We start from the raw sequence: 16,193 nt of genomic DNA on the forward strand, positions 1-16,193 counted from the left end.
AAGGGCCGTACGCACAAGGGCCGTACAGGCAATGCCCGCAGCGTCACCCACCCCGGGCCGGTCGCATCGATCACGTCGTGGGCCTTGCGACTTGCAGAACCCGTGATTACGTTGCCTACCCACCTCCTGATGACCCGTCAGATGAACGTCTGGAGCTGGCTTCGATGTCCTGTCCCGCCCTGCCCGACGGCTTCGACTTCACCGACCCCGACGTCCTGCGCGACCGCGTGCCCTTCCCGGAGTTCGCGCGGCTGCGGCAGTCGGAGCCGGTGCGCTGGATCGCGCAGCGGCCCGGCATCGCCGGCTTCGACGACGCGGGCTACTGGGCCGTGACCCGGCACGCCGACGTCAAGTACGTGTCCACCCACCCGGAGCTGTTCTCCTCCGCCCTGAACACCGCGATCATCCGCTTCAACGAGTCGATCGGCCGCGACCGGATAGACGCCCAGAAGATGATCATGCTTAACATGGACCCGCCCGAGCACACCCGGGTCCGCCAGATCGTGCAGCGCGGCTTCACCCCGCGCGCCGTCCGGTCCCTGGAGGGCGCCCTGCGCGACCGCGCCCGCCATATCACCGAGAGCGCCCTCGCGAGCGCCGCCGTCGACGGCTCCTTCGACTTCGTCACCCAGGTCGCCGTCGAACTCCCCCTCCAGGCCATCGCCGAGCTGATCGGCGTGGAGCAGGAGGACCGCGCCAAGATCTTCGACTGGTCCAACAAGATGGCGGCGTACGACGACCCGGAGTACGCCATCACCGAGGAGGCCGGCGCCGAGGCCGCGATGGAGATCGTGAGCTACGCGATGAACCTGGCCGCCGCTCGCAAGGAGTGCCCGGCCGAGGACATCGTCAGCCGGCTCGTGGCGGCGGAGGACGAGGGGAACCTCAACTCCGACGAGTTCGGGTTCTTCGTGATCCTGCTGGCCGTCGCCGGCAACGAGACCACCCGCAACGCCATCACCCACGGCATGCACGCCTTCCTCACCCACCCCGGCCAGTGGGAGCTGTACCGGCGCGAGCGCCCGGCGACGACGGCCGAGGAGATCGTGCGCTGGGCCACGCCCGTGGTGTCCTTCCAGCGCACGGCGACCGAGGACACCAGCATCGGCGACGCCCGGATCAGGAAGGGCGACCGCGTCGGGATCTTCTACTCCTCCGCCAACCACGACCCCGAGGTCTTCGACCGCCCCGACGCGTTCGACATCACCCGCGACCCGAATCCGCACCTCGGCTTCGGCGGCGGCGGCCCGCACTTCTGCCTCGGCAAATCCCTCGCCGTCCTGGAGATCGACCTCATCTTCCACGCCCTCGCCGACGCCATGCCCGGCCTGCGCCTGACCGGCGACCCGCGCCGGCTGCGCTCGGCCTGGCTCAACGGAGTCAAAGAACTCCAGGTCAGCGTGGGCTGAGCACGCGGAATCCGCCAAATGTTCAGGTGATCGGCAAGAATCGCCAACGTTTTCGACGCGACGCGCGTCTAGTGGGGTGAACCTTGCCCCTCCAAGACTTCGAACGGAAACGGTGGCCGTGGTCTCTGCCGACGTCTCGCTCGTCCCGGCCGGCAGTTCACCCACAGAACGGAAGAGTCCCTTCCGTACCGCCCGCTCCTTCTGCCGGCGCCACCGCGTCGCCGTCCTCGCGACCGCGCCCACGCTGCCCCTGTACGCGCTGTGGGCGGCGTTCCTCGCCACCGGCGGCGGCGACCTCGCCGCCCAGGAGGCCTGGGCCAGGTTCGCCGACGACCACGGCTCGGCCGCGTACGGCCTCTTCTGGTACGGCGGCATGCACACCGCCAACTACAGCCTGATATCCCCGTACCTGATGGCCGCGCTCGGCGTGAAGACCGTCACGGTCCTGTCCGGCGTCGCCGGTGCCTGGCTCGTCGCCGTCCTCATCGCACGCTCCGGGGTGCGCAGACCGCTCGGGCCCGCGGTCCTCGCCTCCCTCGCCGTGTGGTGCAACGTCGCCTCCGGGCGCACCACGTTCGCGCTCGGCCTCGCCTTCGGACTCGGCGCCGTCCTCGCGCTGCTGCGCGGGAAGCGCGTGACGGTCGCGGTGCTCTGCGCGGCGCTCGCCACCATGGCCTCCCCCGTGGCGGGCCTGTTCCTCCTGGTGGCGGGGGCGGGCTACTTCTTCGTACGGGAGTGGGGGCGCGCCCTGGCCCTGCTCGTGCCGCCGGTCGTGGTCGTCGGCCTCACCACGCTGCTCTTCCCGTTCAAGGGCGAGCACCTGATGTGGGCGCACCGGATCTACCCGCCCGCCTTCTTCAGCCTGGTCCTGGTGGTGGCGGGGCCCCGGGAGTGGCGGGTGCTCCGCTGGGGCGCGGGGGTGTACGCGGCGGGGACCGTCCTGACGTATCTGATCCCCTCCCCGATCGGCACCAACGTCGAGCGCCTCGCCGAACTCGTCGCGCCCGCGCTGCTGCTCGCCGCCCTGCTCACGCCCGCGCTCTCCACCATCCGCCGCCTGGCCCTGGTGACCGCGCTCGTCCTGTCGACGGCGTGGGTGGCGCAGAAGACCGCCGACGACCTGAAGGTGTCCACGGCGGTGCCCGCCTGGGCCAGGGACACCCAGGGCGTCGTCGCGGAGCTGAAGCGGCTCGGCGCCGACCGCGGCCGGGTCGAGGTGGTGCCCGCCCGCAACCACCGCGAGGCCACCGCGCTCGCGCCGTACGTGAACATGGCGCGCGGCTGGAACCGCCAGCTCGACATCGAGCGGGGCAGGCTCTTCTACGACGGTTCGTTCTCCGCGGCGACCTACCGCGCCTGGCTCGACCGCTGGGCCGTCGGCTACGTCGTGCTGGCGTCAGGGCGCCCCGACGGGCCCGCCCTCGCCGAGGCCGCCCTGGTGCGCAGCGCCCCGAAGTGGCTCGAACCGGTGTGGCAGGACGAGCACTGGCGGATCCTCCGGGTGCGCGACGCGGTGCCGATGGCGTCGGCACCCGCCTCCGTGGTCCGTGCCACCAGTACGGACGTGGTGGTACGGGTGCCGGAGCGGGGCGCGGTGACGGTGCGGATCGCGTACTCGCCGTGGCTCAAGGCCGACGGGGCCTGCCTGCGCAAACACGGCGAGTTCACCCGCCTCACGGTCCGGGCGCCGGGCACCTACCGGATCAGCTCGGGGTACGGTCGCCCGCCGCGCCCTTCGGCTTGCTGACGGGCGGCGCGTCCGGCGCGTCCGGCGACGTCTCCCTGGCCTTGCCGGGCGCCGCCTTCCCCGCCTTGCCGGGTGGCGGAGCCTGCTGCTTCTCGGACGTGGGCAGGAGTTTCTCCGGGGTGAGCGCCTTCTCCGGGCCGGTGCCGCCCTTCACGGCGGCGGGCTCCTTCCCGGGGGACGCACCGGCCGCCCCTGTCGCCCCTCGCGCCCCGGCAGCTCCAGGCGCGGCGGCCACCGCGGGCCGCACCCCCGTACCGACCCGGAGGGCCTCCTTCACGCGCGGCCCCTGGAGCAGATACGTCAGTCCGAAGCCGGCGCCGACGACGGCCGCGCCGCCCACCGCGTCGAGGACCCAGTGGTTGCCGGTGCCGACGATGGCGCACACCGTGAAGAGGGGGTGCAGCAGGCCGAGGGCCTTCATCCACCACTTCGGCGCGAGGATCGCTATGGTCAGGCCGCACCACAGGGACCAGCCGAAGTGCAGCGAGGGCATCGCCGCGTACTGGTTGGTGAGCTTCGTCAGGGTGCCGTAGTCCGGCTGGGAGAAGTCCTGCGGGCCATGGATGGTGTCGATGAAGTTGAGGTCCTCCATCAGCCGCGGCGGCGCCAGCGGATAGCCCCAGAAGCCGACGAGCGCGAGGATCGTGGCGAAGCCGAGGGCGGAGCGCGCCCACCGGTACTGGGCGGGGCGGCGCAGATAGAGGATCGCGAGGACGCTCAGCGGCACCACGAAGTGGAACGACGTGTAGTAGAAGTTGAAGAAGCTCTCCATCCAGGGCGTGCGCGCCGTCAGATGGTTGAACCAGTGCTCGATGTCGATGCGCAGGAACTGCTCGATGGAGTGGATCTGCTCACCGTGCGTCTCGGCCCGCTCCCGGCCGCCGGAGATGGTGCCGCCGGTCGCCGCGAGCCGCGTCTGCTGGTACGCGGAGTAGCCGACGCGGATCAGGAGCAGTTCGAGGAGCAGGTTCGGGCGGGTCAGGACGCGCCGCCAGAACGGGAACAGCGGCACCCACTTCCAGCGTGCCGGTACGGGATCGGCGTACGAGGTGGGGATCGGCTTCCGGTACTCGGGGGCCGTGCGGGACAGGAACGGCACGAACAGGGCCGAGGCGAGCGCGGCGATCAGGACGACGTTGTCGCGCACCGGGTCCAGGGCCGACATGTTCGGCAGCATCATCTTCGACGGCAGCGTCATCACGAGGACGATGGCGATCGGCCACACGTACCGGTCGGACGCCCGCTTGCCGACCCGCCCCACGACGGCGAGCAGCAGCCACAGGAGCTGGTGCTGCCAGCTCGTCGGGGACACCGCGACGGCCACACAGCCGGTGAGCGCGACGGCGAGCAGAAGCTGGCCGTCGCGGGCGTAGGTGATCGCGCGGCGCAGACCGACGACGGCGACGGCGGCGCCGAGGGCCAGGAAGACCCCTATCTCCAGGGGCCCTTCGAGGCCGAGGCGGAGCAGGGCGCCGTGCAGCGACTGGTTGGCGCCCGCGTCCGGGTTGGCGCCGAGTCCGGCGCCCGCGAGGTGGTGCACCCAGTACGTCGACGAGTCGTGCGGCATGGCCGCCCAGGCGACGGCGGTGGCGGCGGCGAAGGTCGCGCCCGCGGTACCGGCGGCCTTCCTCCGGCCGGTGAACCACAGCAGCGGCGCGAACAGCAGGACGGTGGGCTGCAGGGCCGCGGCGAGACCGATGAGGATGCCGGGGGCCCGCTCCCCGCGCACGGCGAAGCAGCCGAGCAGCACGAGGAGCACGGGGATGATGCTGGTCTGGCCGAGGTGGAGGGTGTTGCGCACCGGCAGGGACAGCATGAGCAGGCAGATCGCGACGGGGGCCGCGAGCAGCGAGGTGCGGCGCGAGACGGGCTGCGGCAGCGCGCGGGCGGCGACCAGACCGAGGACCACGACGAGTCCGAGGGTGCCGAAGGTCCACGCCCAGCCGAGCGCGTTCTCCGCGGAGCTGGCGAGCGGCTTGAGGGCGAGGCCCGCGAAGGGGGTGCCGGTGAACTTGTCCGCGTCGTAGAGCGAGCCGTTCACGTGCAGCACGCCGTTCGGCCCGATCCAGGTCTCCAGGTCGGTCAGGCGTTCGCCCTTGGGGGTGCGCAGGACGACGGCCACCTGCCGTACGGCGAGGACGGCGGCGATCAGCCAGAGGGCGACCCGGACGGCCCCGATCCGCGGATCGGGCGTCCCGGATGCCCCCGTGCCCAAGGCACTTCCCGGTCGCCTGTGCTCAACATTCGCCACGCCCTGTCGGCCCTCCCGCCCCATCCGTCACCCTTGAATATCGCTGAATATCTCGTTGTACGCGCCAGGAGATCTGACGGGATCCACCAGCAGATCCACCAGCAGATCCACCAGCGGACCCATCAGCAGACCCACCAGGGATCCCCTGATGCCACCCGAAGAGGCTCGCACGCCCCTGAGGGAGACGCGCGCAACCCCCACGTCACCTGGCAGCCACACCGCTTTTTACCGGCTTTTCGGGTCCTGTGCCCAACCGGCCCACGGGCGGCGGGGGCCGCGACGGGGCCCGTACGGCGCATATTTGTGCGAAGACTGCGGGTACCCCCCTGTGCGGTTGCACCGTCCGGGCGCGACATAGATCACATGGGCCTCATGCCGCCACTGCCGGAAGTAATCCCGTTTGGCCTGAATACAGCGCTATTGCCCACTGTGCGCGATCACGCCGCGACCCCGCGTAATGATGCTTGCTGCACCTAAGGTCACGGGGTCCATGTCGTCCACGAAAGGCAGGCGAGCGAGCTCTTGCCGACCGCGCAACACGTCGAACCTCGCACCTCGGCGGCCCCTCCCCGCTCCGGCCAGGCTCCCGCCCCCGGCACCCCGGCGGGCACGCCCCCCGGGACCCCGGCCGCCACGGAAGCCACCGTCACCGACCCCGCGCTCGTCAAGCGCGCCGTGAAGGCGGCCGCGCTCGGCAACGCGATGGAGTGGTTCGACTTCGGCGTCTACAGCTACATCGCGGTGACCCTCGGCAAGGTCTTCTTCCCCTCCGGCAACCCGACGGCGCAGCTCCTCTCCACCTTCGGCGCCTTCGCCGCGGCCTTCCTGATCCGCCCCCTCGGCGGCATGGTCTTCGGCCCGCTCGGCGACCGCGTGGGCCGCCAGAAGGTGCTCGCCCTCACCATGATCATGATGGCGGCCGGCACCTTCGCGATCGGCCTCATCCCCTCGTACGCCTCGATCGGCGTCTGGGCCCCGGTCCTGCTCCTCCTCGCCCGCCTGGTGCAGGGCTTCTCCACCGGCGGCGAGTACGCGGGCGCCTCCACCTTCATCGCCGAGTACGCGCCCGACAAGAAGCGCGGCTTCCTCGGGAGCTGGCTGGAGTTCGGCACGCTCGCCGGCTACATCGGCGGCGCGGGCCTCGTCACCCTGATGACGGCCCTGCTCTCCTCCTCCGACCTGGAGTCCTGGGGCTGGCGCATCCCGTTCCTGATCGCGGGCCCGATGGGCCTGATCGGCCTCTACCTGCGCATGCGCCTGGAGGAGACCCCGGCGTTCGCGGCCGAGCTGGACAAGGCCCACAAGGACGAGCAGACCCGGCCCAAGGTCCGGGTCCGGGACATGGTGACCGGCCAGTGGCGCGCCCTGCTCCTGTGCGTGGGCCTGGTCCTGGTCTTCAACGTCACGGACTACATGCTCCTGTCCTACATGCCGAGCTACCTCACCAGCGAGCTGAAGTACGACGAGACGCACGGCCTGCTCGTCGTCCTCGTCGTGATGGCCCTGATGATGTGCGCCCAGCCGTTCATGGGCGCCCTCACCGACCGCGTCGGGCGCCGCCCGGTCATCGCCGCGGGCTGCGCGGGCTTCCTGCTCCTGTCCGTCCCCGCCCTGCTCCTGATCCGCGAAGGCTCCCTGTGGGCCATCGGCCTCGGCATGGCCGCGCTCGGCCTGCTCCTCGTCTGCTTCACGGCCTCCATGCCCTCGGCGCTGCCCGCCCTGTTCCCCACCTCCGTGCGCTACGGCTCCCTCTCCATCGGCTTCAACATCTCCGTCTCGGTCTTCGGCGGTACGACTCCGCTGGTGGTCACCGCGCTGATCGGGGCGACCGGGGACGTGATGATGCCCGCCTACTACATGATGGCGGCGGCGGTCGTCGGTGGGATCGCCGTCTGGTACATGGCGGAGTCGGCGGGGCGGCCGTTGCCCGGGTCGCCGCCGGCGGTGGAGACCCGGGCGGAGGCCCGCGCACTCGCTGGGGCGCGGGCCGAGCGCGGTTGACCGCACCCTCCGGTGCGGTTCGTCCTCGCCGCCGACTGGGCGCTTCCTCCCCCACCCGCCCGCCCTTTCTCCGCGCTGCCGCGCTTGTCCTCAATCGCCGGACAGGCTTTTCCCCACCTGCCCGCCCTTCACCACCCGCCGGGGGATCAAGGCCGCCCCGGCGGAAATGTGAGCCCGTCCGGCGATTGAGGACGAGGCGCGGAGCGCCGACAAGAGGCGGGGGTCCAGGGGGCGCAGCGTCCCTGGTTTCGGGAAGGGGCGGGACTGGGGAGGCACAGCGCAGCGCAAACCCCCACCACCCGAGGAGCAGCCATGGCCCCAGCCCCCACCCCCGCCCCGAACCCCGACCGGCCCCCCACCCCCTGGACGGAGGTCGACGACTACTTCGCCGACCTCCTGGCCCCGGCGGACCCCGCCCTGAGCACCGCCCTGCGCGACAGCGACTCCGCCGGCCTGCCCCCCATCAACGTCGCCCCCAACCAGGGCAAGCTCCTGCACCTCCTGGCCCGCGTCCAGGGCGCCACCCGCATCCTGGAGATCGGCACCCTGGGCGGCTACAGCACCATCTGGCTGGCCCGCGCCCTGCCCGCCGAGGGCGGCCACCTCCTGACCCTCGAATACAGCCCGGAGCACGCGGCCGTGGCCGCCGCCAACCTCGCCCGCGCGGGCCTCGACAAGATCACCGAGATCCGCACGGGCCCGGCCCTGGACTCCCTGGCGGCCCTGCACGCCGAGAACCCCGCCCCCTTCGACCTGGTCTTCATCGACGCGGACAAGGCCAACAACCGGAACTACCTGGAGTGGTCGCTCAAGCTCACCCGGCCGGGCAGCCTGATCATCGTCGACAACGTCGTACGCGGCGGCGGAGTGGTCGACGCGACCAGCGACGACCCCGCCATCCTCGGCACCCGCGCGGCCCTGGAACTCATCGCGAGCCACCCGAGGCTCGACGGCACGGCGGTACAGACGGTGGGCCTGAAGGGACACGACGGCTTCGCCCTGGCCCGCGTACTCGACCAGGACCCGTCCGCGTCGGACAGGCCCTGAACGCCGAGGCCACGCCCACATCCGCGCCCCCGCGACAGCCCTGGGTAGGGTGGGCGCGACAGCACACCGCGTACCGGAACCAGGAGCAGTCGTGAGCGAGCCGGCGTCCACCGCCCTGCAGCAGGAGATCGCCCGGGAACTCCAGGTCGCCGAGGTGTTCGAGGCCGAGCGGGAGATCGAGCGCCGCGTGGCCTTCCTCGCCGAGCGGCTGACGGCCACCGGGCTGCGCTCCCTCGTGCTCGGCATCAGCGGCGGCGTCGACTCCACCACCGCGGGCAGGCTGTGCCAGCTCGCCGTCGAGCGGGCCCGCGCCGCCGGACACGAGGCGCACTTCTACGCGATGCGACTGCCGTACGGAGTGCAGGCCGACGAGCACGACGCGCAGCTCGCGCTCTCCTTCATCCAGGCCGACCACGTGCTGACCGTGGACGTCAAGCCCGCGAGCGACGCCGCGCTGGCGGCCGCCCTCGCCGCCGACGTGGCCTTCCGCGACGCGGGCCACCAGGACTTCGTACTCGGCAACATCAAGGCACGGCAGCGCATGATCGCCCAGTACGCCGTGGCGGGCGCGCACGACGGCCTGGTCGTCGGCACCGACCACGCCGCGGAGGCGGTCTCCGGCTTCTTCACCAAGTTCGGTGACGGCGCGGCCGACCTGGTCCCGCTGACCGGCCTGACCAAGCGCCGGGTGCGCGCCGTCGCGGACGCCCTCGGCGCGCCCGCCGAGCTGGTGTGGAAGGTGCCGACGGCGGACCTGGAGACCCTCGACCCGGGCAAGGCCGACGAGACGGCGCTCGGGGTCACGTACGACGAGATCGACGACTTCCTGGAGGGCAAGCCGGTGGACGAGCGGGCCTACGAGAAGATCGTCGGCCGCTACCGCCTGACGGAGCACAAGCGCCAACTGCCCATCGCGCCCTAGCCGCCACACAGCACTGCGCTGCACGGCACGGCACCGAACGGAACAGCACCAGCGCTCAACTCTCGTGATAGAACCCCACGTTGACGCTCCGTGGTCCCGACCGGTCCTGGACGACGACCTCACCGGTGCCGCCGCGGGGCAGCGGGGTCGTGGCCCCGTAGGCGAGGGGCACCGCGGAGCCGCCGGTCAGGATGCGCACCTCGGCCGCCGGGTCGGGCTGCGAGCCGCGGACCCACGTCACCGTCCACGCGCCGTCGATGCGGCAGCGGAACTCCAGGTGCCTGCGCGAGACGAACAGCCAGTCCTGCGGCGGCGAGAGCCTGCACACGGCGCGGTCGCGCCCCACGCGCAGGACCGCGCCGGGATCGCTCGGCGCGTCCGCCATCAGCATGCCCGCGGTCGCTCCCGCGTCCGCCGCCCCCGACACCATGGCCATGGTGAGCTCAAGCACCTGGGTACCCCCTGCCCCTGAATTCCGGACCACCGCGCGCATCCTAGCCCCGGACCAGGGCCTTCCACCGGCCTCTCGCCCGGGGACACCCCGGACGTGCTCTGCGACCATGGAGGCATGACTGAACGGAAGCCACCAGGAGTCGCTTTCGAGTCCTGGGTCGACAAGCAGATCCGAGAGGCGGAGGCGCGCGGCGACTTCGCCGCCCTGCCGGGCCGCGGCAAGCCGCTGCCGCACGACGACGGCGCGGCGTACGACGAACTGTGGTGGGTCAAGCGGAAGCTGGCCCGCGAGGGGGTCTCCGTCCTCTCACCGACGCTCGCCCTGCGCAAGGAGGCCGAGGACGTCGCCGCCGCGGCCGCCGATGCGCCCTCCGAACGGATGGCGAGACGCCTCGTCACCGAACTCAATGAGAAGATCCGGGTGGCCCTGCGCAACCCGCCGCCGGGCCCGCCGCTCGGCCTGCGGCCCTTCGACGTGGAGGAGGTGGCCCGGGGCTGGCGGAAGCGACACGGAGCCGAGGGAGCCGACGGGCCCTGACGGGGTGAAGCCCGGGGGCGCGGGGGGGGGCCGCGCCTCCTCCGTGTCCGGTCGTGCGCGACGATGGTGCCCATGAGCATCGTGAAGATCAACGTCCTGACCGTGCCGGCCGAGCAGCGCGAGGTCCTCGAGAAGCGGTTCGCGTCCCGCGCGGGTTCCGTGGAGAACTCGGACGGCTTCGAGTGGTTCGAGCTGCTCCGCCCCGTCGAGGGCACCGACCAGTACCTGGTGTACACGCGGTGGCGCGACGAGGCCGCCTTCCAGGCGTGGATGGAGGGCCCGATGAAGTCGGCCCACCAGGGCGGCGGCGACCGCCCGAAGCCCGCGGCGAGCGGCTCCGAGGTCTGGTCCTTCGAGGTCGTCCAGCAGGCGGCCCCCAAGGGCGCATAGCTCTGGCTCGCTTGCGTACGCCGGGCCGGTGGATTTGTGCGGCAGGCGACATCAGAACGGAAGTTCTGGTGCCGCCTGGCCTCGCGCGATGCTCACGACGCGTTCGTGGAAGTCGCGGGAAGCGATCTCTCGCGGATACCGGGACCGGAGTTCCCTGTCCAGTTCGTTGGCGACCAGGAGCAGGGAGGGCAGGGACTTGCGGTCGGCCTCCAGCGCCACGGTGCCCATCCCCACTGCCTGTTCCATGTCCCCGGTCCGGGCAGCGGAGACCCCGAGCGTGAGGCGGGCTTCAGCAGCTCGCATGGGTGAGGTCTCGGTCCCGTCCGGGCCTGTACTGATGCGGATCACCGACCGGGCGTGCTGGGCGGCGCGCTCGTCGTCGCCGAGCAGACGGTAGGCATCCATCTCGTAGAAGTCCCACTTGTCGGGATCGATGATGAAGTGATGCTCCGGGTGGTCCGGGCGGGGCAGCCGGTCCAACCTCGCGCGCCCCGCGTCGAGAGAGTCGCGGACCAGGCGAGCATCCCCCATACGCGCGGCGGCACGTGCCTTGTGGGCGTAGAGCTGTACGCCGACGGAATGCGTCTGGTCGGCGGCGTGCCCGGCCTCGACCGCGTCGATCATGTCCTGCCAACGGCTCTGCGTGAGGGCGAACCATGCTTCGATCTCCCACGCCCACGCCTTGATCTCGCCGTGGCCGACTTCGTCGCCGATCCTGAGTGCGGCGGCCTTGCTGAGGTTGGCCGCCTCCGACTGGCCCCGGTCGTACTGGACGCACGCGTTCAGCAGGAACAACCAGCCCGCGTCGACGAGGAGTTCCCTGTGCTGGCGCAGGGTCATCCGGCTTTCGAGCTGCTTGGTGACGTACTGGAGGCCGTTGCGGGTGCGCTCGTGCAGGTGATCGGCATCGGCGTACGGATAAGCGCGTGCCAGTTGGTCGATGCCCTGCTCGATCGACTCCAGGGCCGCGCTGTTGATGTCGGACATCTCGGCCCGCCGAAGCAGCTCCGCGACGTCCCACAGTCCTGCGCCGCCTCGCGCGAGCAAGGTGCTCGGGTCCACCTGCCGCGAGACGTCCGTCCGGCGTTCGAACTCCCAGGGCCTCGGGGCGAGCCCGGCGAGATGGCCGGGGATACGCAGCGCGTCCACCACTTCGAGGATCTTGCGGTGCTGTGTGATCCGGGGGCGGACGCCGTGGCCGTCGGCCTCGGGCCGCGCCATCTTGCCGATGTGCTCGCGCTTGTAGCCGACGGCTTCGGCGATCTTGGCGTAACTGATCTTTCCGTGCAGCCGGGCGAGGCGGAAGACCTCGCCGAAGTCATGGTTGGCGATGGCCGCGCGTACGTCGGCACGTTCCACCACGTGCGGCGGCAGGGCCGCCGGAGTGGGAGCAGCTTCGGTCATCTCACGTCCCCGTTGTGGCTGACCTTCCGTCTCCGTGCCGCGAGTGTACTCACGAGGGGGGTCCCCAAGAGGGGGGAGCGGCACGCGGCGAAAGCGGTGGACCCTCGGTCCACCCTGCCGGGACCATCCCGGTGGGCGCGAGCCGAGAACGGGTGATCGTGCCATGAACGCGCCGGACAACAGAGGTTTGGCGAACCCATCCGTATCCGTCGTATCCGTACCCCCAGCTCCTCGTGAGCGGAAGCAGATACCGGTTGGCGGGCACTTCCGTGCGTTGACGCTCTTCGCCGAGTCCCCGGACTGTGTACGCGGCTCGCGGGCCATGGTGAGCGCGTGCCTGCGGGACTGGGGGCTCGCCCCTCTCGTGGACGACGTCCGGCTGGTCGTCTCGGAACTGGTCGGCAACGTGGTCCATCACGTAGTGCCGGACACGTGCCTGTCACGGCCCGGCGCCGCACGGCGTATCGACGTCGTTCTCAGAATGTGGCCGCAATGGCTCTTCATCGGTGTGACCGACGAAGACTCGACGCTGCCTGATCTGCCGCTGGGCGAGTTCGTCTCCCCGGAACTGGCGGGCGAGTTGTCCGCAGCGGTGTTGCCGGACAGCGGGCGTGGCCTGTTCATCGTGCATCGTCTCGTCGACTTCGTGTGGTGCGAGCCGGGTGAGGTGGGCGGCAAGACCGTGTGGTGCCGCTTCGACCTTGATTGCAGGGACGCCGACAGCTTGACGTAGAGATCACCGAGCATCCGCGCGAGCACATACCGGAACCGGATCGCCGATCTCTTGGCGGGGCGCGGCCTCTGGTGCTCTCACGGTCACCAAATCCCTTGGGATCTGTGTGGGGTGACGGCCTAAGTTGACGAGTATGACCGTGCACAGGAGGAGTAGTCGCCACGTCGGACCGGACGGGTCGGGAAGGCACGAGCCGTGGACCGTGGCCCCCGAGCCCGTCGGCTCGGCGGCGGCGGTCGCGCTGTGGCGTGCGTACTACACGGAGGTCAGCGACCGCTGGTACGAGGTGCACGAGGGGCGTCGTACGGACGCCGCCGAGCTGGAGCGGGGCATCGCGGAGGACACCGGTGCGGGGCTCTCGCCGCCCGCCGGTGTCCTCCTCGTGGCGCGCCACGGCGGTGAGCCGGCGGGCACGGTGGGCGTGCGCCTCGTCGCGCCCGGCACGGCCGAGCTGACCCGCGTCTTCGTGCTGCCCGCGCTGCGCGGTAAGGGCGGCGGGACGGTCCTCCTGACCGCCGCGGAGGAGGCCGCCCAGGGTCTGGGCGCGACCCATGTCCGCCTCGACACCCGCAACGACCTCGTCGAGGCACGGGCCCTCTACGCGCGCCACGGGTACGTCGAGGGACCTCCGCACAACTCCGACATGTACGCGGAACACTGGTTCCGCAAGAACCTGCCCCCGCGAACGGCCTGACGGCCGCGCCGCTACTGGTTCCGTCGCCGACCCGGGATGCGGGGTGAGGGTCGTGGGTGTGCCGCCGTACGCCGACCCGACGGCCGACAGCAACGGGCGGGCGGGTGGGAGACACCGCCGCGGCAGCGGCGGAAGAGGGCCACCACGGCGCACGGCGCGGGAACACCCCCGTACGCCAGCCCGACGGCCGACAGCAACGGGCGGGCGGGTGGGAGACACCGTCGCGGTAGCGGCGGAAGACGGCCACCATGGCGTACGGCGCGGGAACACCCCCGTACGCCAGCCCGACGGCCGACAGCAACGGGCGGGCGGGCGGGAGACACCGCCGCGGCAGCGGCGGAAGAGGGCCACCACGGCGCACGGCGCGGGAACGCCCCGTACGGGAAGGGAGGGGGCCCTCTACGCCCGCCGGGCGGGACGCTCCGCGTCGGAGCCGCACATCTCGGCCCCCAGTTCCTCCACCAACTGCATGAGATCCGTGGGCCGTCCGGGCCCCCACCAGTCCCCGAGGAGTTCGGAGAGCGACTCCTCCCGCGCGGTGGCGAGCCGGGCGGCCACCTCGCGGCCGGAGTCGGAGAGCCGCATGCCGAGCCCCTCGCGGACGGCGAGGCGCCGTTCCTCCAACTGCCGGGCGGCCTGGGTGACGACGGTGAGCGGCACCGTGCTCCGCTCGGCGAGCGTGCCGGGTTCCACGTGCCCGTGCCGGGCGATCCGCAGGAGGAGCCAGCTCGCCGCGGGCAGCAGGTCGTACCCGGCGCGCTCGGTGATCCGCACATACACCTCGCGCCGTCCCGCGCGCGTACCGAGCAGGGAAAGAGCCCGCGCCACCTCGTCGTACGAGGACCGCTCGACGGGGTTGCTGGCGAGGGTCTGGGTGGCCTCGGGCGCCCGTACGGCCCCGCGCAGCCGGTCCTCGCGCAGGAACCAGGCGAGGACGAAGGCGACGAGGGCGACCGGCGCCGCGTACAGGAAGACGTCGGTGATGGCGGATGAGTACGCGTGCAGCGCCCCGGCGCGGGCCCCGGGCGGCAGTTCCGCGATGCCGCGCGGATCGGCCTTGAGGGAGTCGACGCCGGCCCCGGCGGGCAGGTCCTGCCCGCGCAGCGCGTCGGTGAGCTTGTCGCCGAGCCTGCCGGTGAACACGGTCCCGAAGATCGCGACGCCGAACGAGGCGCCGATGGACCGGAAGAACGTGGCGCCGGACGTGGCGACGCCGAGGTCCTCGTAGTCGACGGCGTTCTGCACGATGAGCACGAGGACCTGCATGACGAGGCCGAGCCCGAGGCCGAAGACGAAGAAGTAGGCGCTCATCTCGCCGGTGGGGCTGTTCTCGTTCAGCTGGTGCAGCAGCAGCAGGCCGAGCGTGGTGACGGCGGTGCCCGCGACGGGGAACACCTTCCACCGCCCGGTGCGGCTGACGATCTGCCCGGACACCGTGGAGGCGATCAGGAGCCCGGCGACCATCGGCAGCATGTGGACGCCGGACATGGTCGGCGAGACGCCCTGGACGACCTGGAGGAACGTCGGCAGGTAGGTCATCGCCCCGAACATGGCGAAGCCGACGACGAAGCTGATGACGGCGGACAGCGTGAAGGTGCGGATGCGGAACAGCTTCAGCGGGATCACCGGTTCCGCGGCCTTCCGCTCGACCGCCACGAACCACACGGCGAGCAGGACGCCGAGCACGGCGAGCCCGATGATCCGCGCCGAGCCCCAGGCCCAGGTCGTACCGCCGAGCGAGGCGACGAGGACGAGGCAGGCGGCGACGGAGGCGATGAGGAAGGTGCCTAGGTAGTCGATGGTGTGGCGGGCGCGGCTCGCCGGGATGTGCAGGGCGGCGGCGATGACGGCGAGGGCGACGACGCCGATGGGCAGGTTGACGTAGAAGACCCAGCGCCAGCTGAGGTGCTCGGTGAAGACGCCTCCGAGCAGCGGCCCGAGGACGCTGGTGGCGCCGAAGACGGCGCCGAAGAGGCCCTGGTACTTGCCGCGTTCGCGGGGCGGGACGAGGTCCCCGACGATCGCCATGGACAGGACCATGAGGCCGCCGCCACCGAGGCCTTGGAGCGCCCGGAAGCCGATGAGCTGGGGCATGTTCTGCGCGACGCCGCACAGCGCGGAGCCGATCAGGAAGATGACGATGGCGGTCTGGAAGAGCTTCTTGCGGCCGTACTGGTCGCCGAGTTTGCCCCAGAGCGGGGTCGCGGCGGTCGCGGCCAGCATGTACGCGGTGACGACCCACGACAGGTGTTCCAGGCCGCCGAGGTCGCTGACGATGGTCGGCAGGGCGGTGGAGACGATGGTCTGGTCGAGGGCGGCGAGGAGCATGCCGAGGAGCAGGGCACCGATGGACACCAGGACGCTGCCCGGCACGTGTTCCGGGGAGCCCGCCAGGCGCCTCGCTCCGGCAGGGCGGGGGCTCACGTCGTGCGTCATGGACACCTCCTGCGGGTGCTCACTTTCCATCGTCGTCGGTGTCACCCGTTATGGCCTGTTGAGTCGTGCGGCTGCATACTCCTGGGAAGCCCTGTGGGGCCGGCGAGGGAGGGGAGCGGGCAGTGGACACGGGAGACGCGGCACGGGGCCGGTTAGATGAGCCCGGGG

Annotated in this window: 13 protein-coding genes; 9 read left to right on the forward strand and 4 right to left on the reverse strand. The window is 71.5% G+C overall.

Going from position 1 to position 16,193, the window contains the following annotated elements; all coding sequences use genetic code 11:
• Positions 1–164: 164 nt before the first annotated feature.
• Complete coding sequence (locus tag GPA10_RS04730; protein ID WP_157164363.1) at positions 165–1,409, forward strand: cytochrome P450; 1,245 nt, start codon at positions 165–167, stop codon at positions 1,407–1,409.
• Between the two features lie 112 nt (positions 1,410–1,521).
• Positions 1,522–3,156: a hypothetical protein gene (locus GPA10_RS04735; protein ID WP_343040331.1), complete on the forward strand. Its 1,635-nt coding sequence runs from the start codon at positions 1,522–1,524 to the stop codon at positions 3,154–3,156.
• On the opposite strand, the gene GPA10_RS04740 is transcribed toward GPA10_RS04735, so the two are convergent.
• Entirely contained in the window at positions 3,113–5,407 is a 2,295-nt protein-coding gene (locus GPA10_RS04740; RefSeq protein ID WP_425505667.1) for a bifunctional glycosyltransferase 87/phosphatase PAP2 family protein, read from the reverse strand. The two genes, GPA10_RS04735 and GPA10_RS04740, sit on opposite strands and share 44 nt — an antisense overlap.
• 522 nt (positions 5,408–5,929) lie before the next feature.
• Here GPA10_RS04740 and proP point away from each other — a divergent pair.
• From proP to nadE, 3 genes are all read left to right on the forward strand, one after another.
• Positions 5,930–7,408 carry a glycine betaine/L-proline transporter ProP gene (gene proP, locus GPA10_RS04745; protein WP_157164365.1) on the forward strand — a complete coding sequence of 493 codons (1,479 nt, stop codon included), beginning with the start codon at positions 5,930–5,932 and terminating at the stop codon, positions 7,406–7,408.
• A gap of 312 nt (positions 7,409–7,720) precedes the next feature.
• A complete protein-coding gene (locus GPA10_RS04750) occupies positions 7,721–8,455 on the forward strand; it encodes an O-methyltransferase (protein WP_157164366.1) in 735 nt (244 codons plus the stop codon).
• A 91-nt stretch (positions 8,456–8,546) separates the two neighbouring features.
• Positions 8,547–9,377: an ammonia-dependent NAD(+) synthetase gene (gene nadE, locus GPA10_RS04755; protein WP_343040332.1), complete on the forward strand. Its 831-nt coding sequence runs from the start codon at positions 8,547–8,549 to the stop codon at positions 9,375–9,377.
• A gap of 55 nt (positions 9,378–9,432) precedes the next feature.
• Here nadE and GPA10_RS04760 read toward each other — a convergent pair whose 3' ends face one another.
• Positions 9,433–9,828, reverse strand: coding sequence for an FHA domain-containing protein (locus GPA10_RS04760; protein ID WP_058845829.1), 396 nt, complete (start codon positions 9,826–9,828; stop codon positions 9,433–9,435).
• Positions 9,829–9,945: 117 nt separating this feature from the next.
• Between GPA10_RS04760 and GPA10_RS04765 the strand changes: the two genes are divergently transcribed.
• Together GPA10_RS04765 and GPA10_RS04770 are read left to right on the forward strand one after the other, a co-directional pair.
• Positions 9,946–10,368, forward strand: a complete 423-nt coding sequence (locus tag GPA10_RS04765; RefSeq protein ID WP_157164368.1) for a DnaJ family domain-containing protein — start codon at positions 9,946–9,948, stop codon at positions 10,366–10,368.
• Between the two features lie 72 nt (positions 10,369–10,440).
• The gene (locus tag GPA10_RS04770) at positions 10,441–10,758 is read left to right on the forward strand and encodes an antibiotic biosynthesis monooxygenase family protein (protein ID WP_058845831.1); all 318 of its coding nucleotides are present in this window, start codon (positions 10,441–10,443) and stop codon (positions 10,756–10,758) included.
• A 51-nt stretch (positions 10,759–10,809) separates the two neighbouring features.
• Here GPA10_RS04770 and GPA10_RS04775 read toward each other — a convergent pair whose 3' ends face one another.
• The gene (locus tag GPA10_RS04775; protein WP_157164369.1) at positions 10,810–12,162 is read right to left on the reverse strand and encodes an NsdA family TPR-like regulatory protein; all 1,353 of its coding nucleotides are present in this window, start codon (positions 12,160–12,162) and stop codon (positions 10,810–10,812) included.
• Between the two features lie 274 nt (positions 12,163–12,436).
• Between GPA10_RS04775 and GPA10_RS04780 the strand changes: the two genes are divergently transcribed.
• Together GPA10_RS04780 and GPA10_RS04785 are read left to right on the forward strand one after the other, a co-directional pair.
• Positions 12,437–12,895 carry an ATP-binding protein gene (locus GPA10_RS04780; protein ID WP_425505668.1) on the forward strand — a complete coding sequence of 153 codons (459 nt, stop codon included), beginning with the start codon at positions 12,437–12,439 and terminating at the stop codon, positions 12,893–12,895.
• A 133-nt stretch (positions 12,896–13,028) separates the two neighbouring features.
• Positions 13,029–13,589 (forward strand): GNAT family N-acetyltransferase, encoded by a 561-nt coding sequence (locus GPA10_RS04785; protein ID WP_157164371.1) that lies wholly within the window; start codon positions 13,029–13,031, stop codon positions 13,587–13,589.
• A 399-nt stretch (positions 13,590–13,988) separates the two neighbouring features.
• Here the strand turns inward: GPA10_RS04785 and GPA10_RS04790 are convergent, their stop codons facing one another.
• Complete coding sequence (locus GPA10_RS04790) at positions 13,989–16,025, reverse strand: DHA2 family efflux MFS transporter permease subunit (protein ID WP_157164372.1); 2,037 nt, start codon at positions 16,023–16,025, stop codon at positions 13,989–13,991.
• Positions 16,026–16,193 lie beyond the last annotated feature (168 nt).

The sequence above is a fragment of the Streptomyces typhae genome (genome assembly GCF_009755605.1).
In the GTDB taxonomy this organism is placed as follows: Bacteria; Actinomycetota; Actinomycetes; order Streptomycetales; family Streptomycetaceae; genus Streptomyces; species Streptomyces typhae.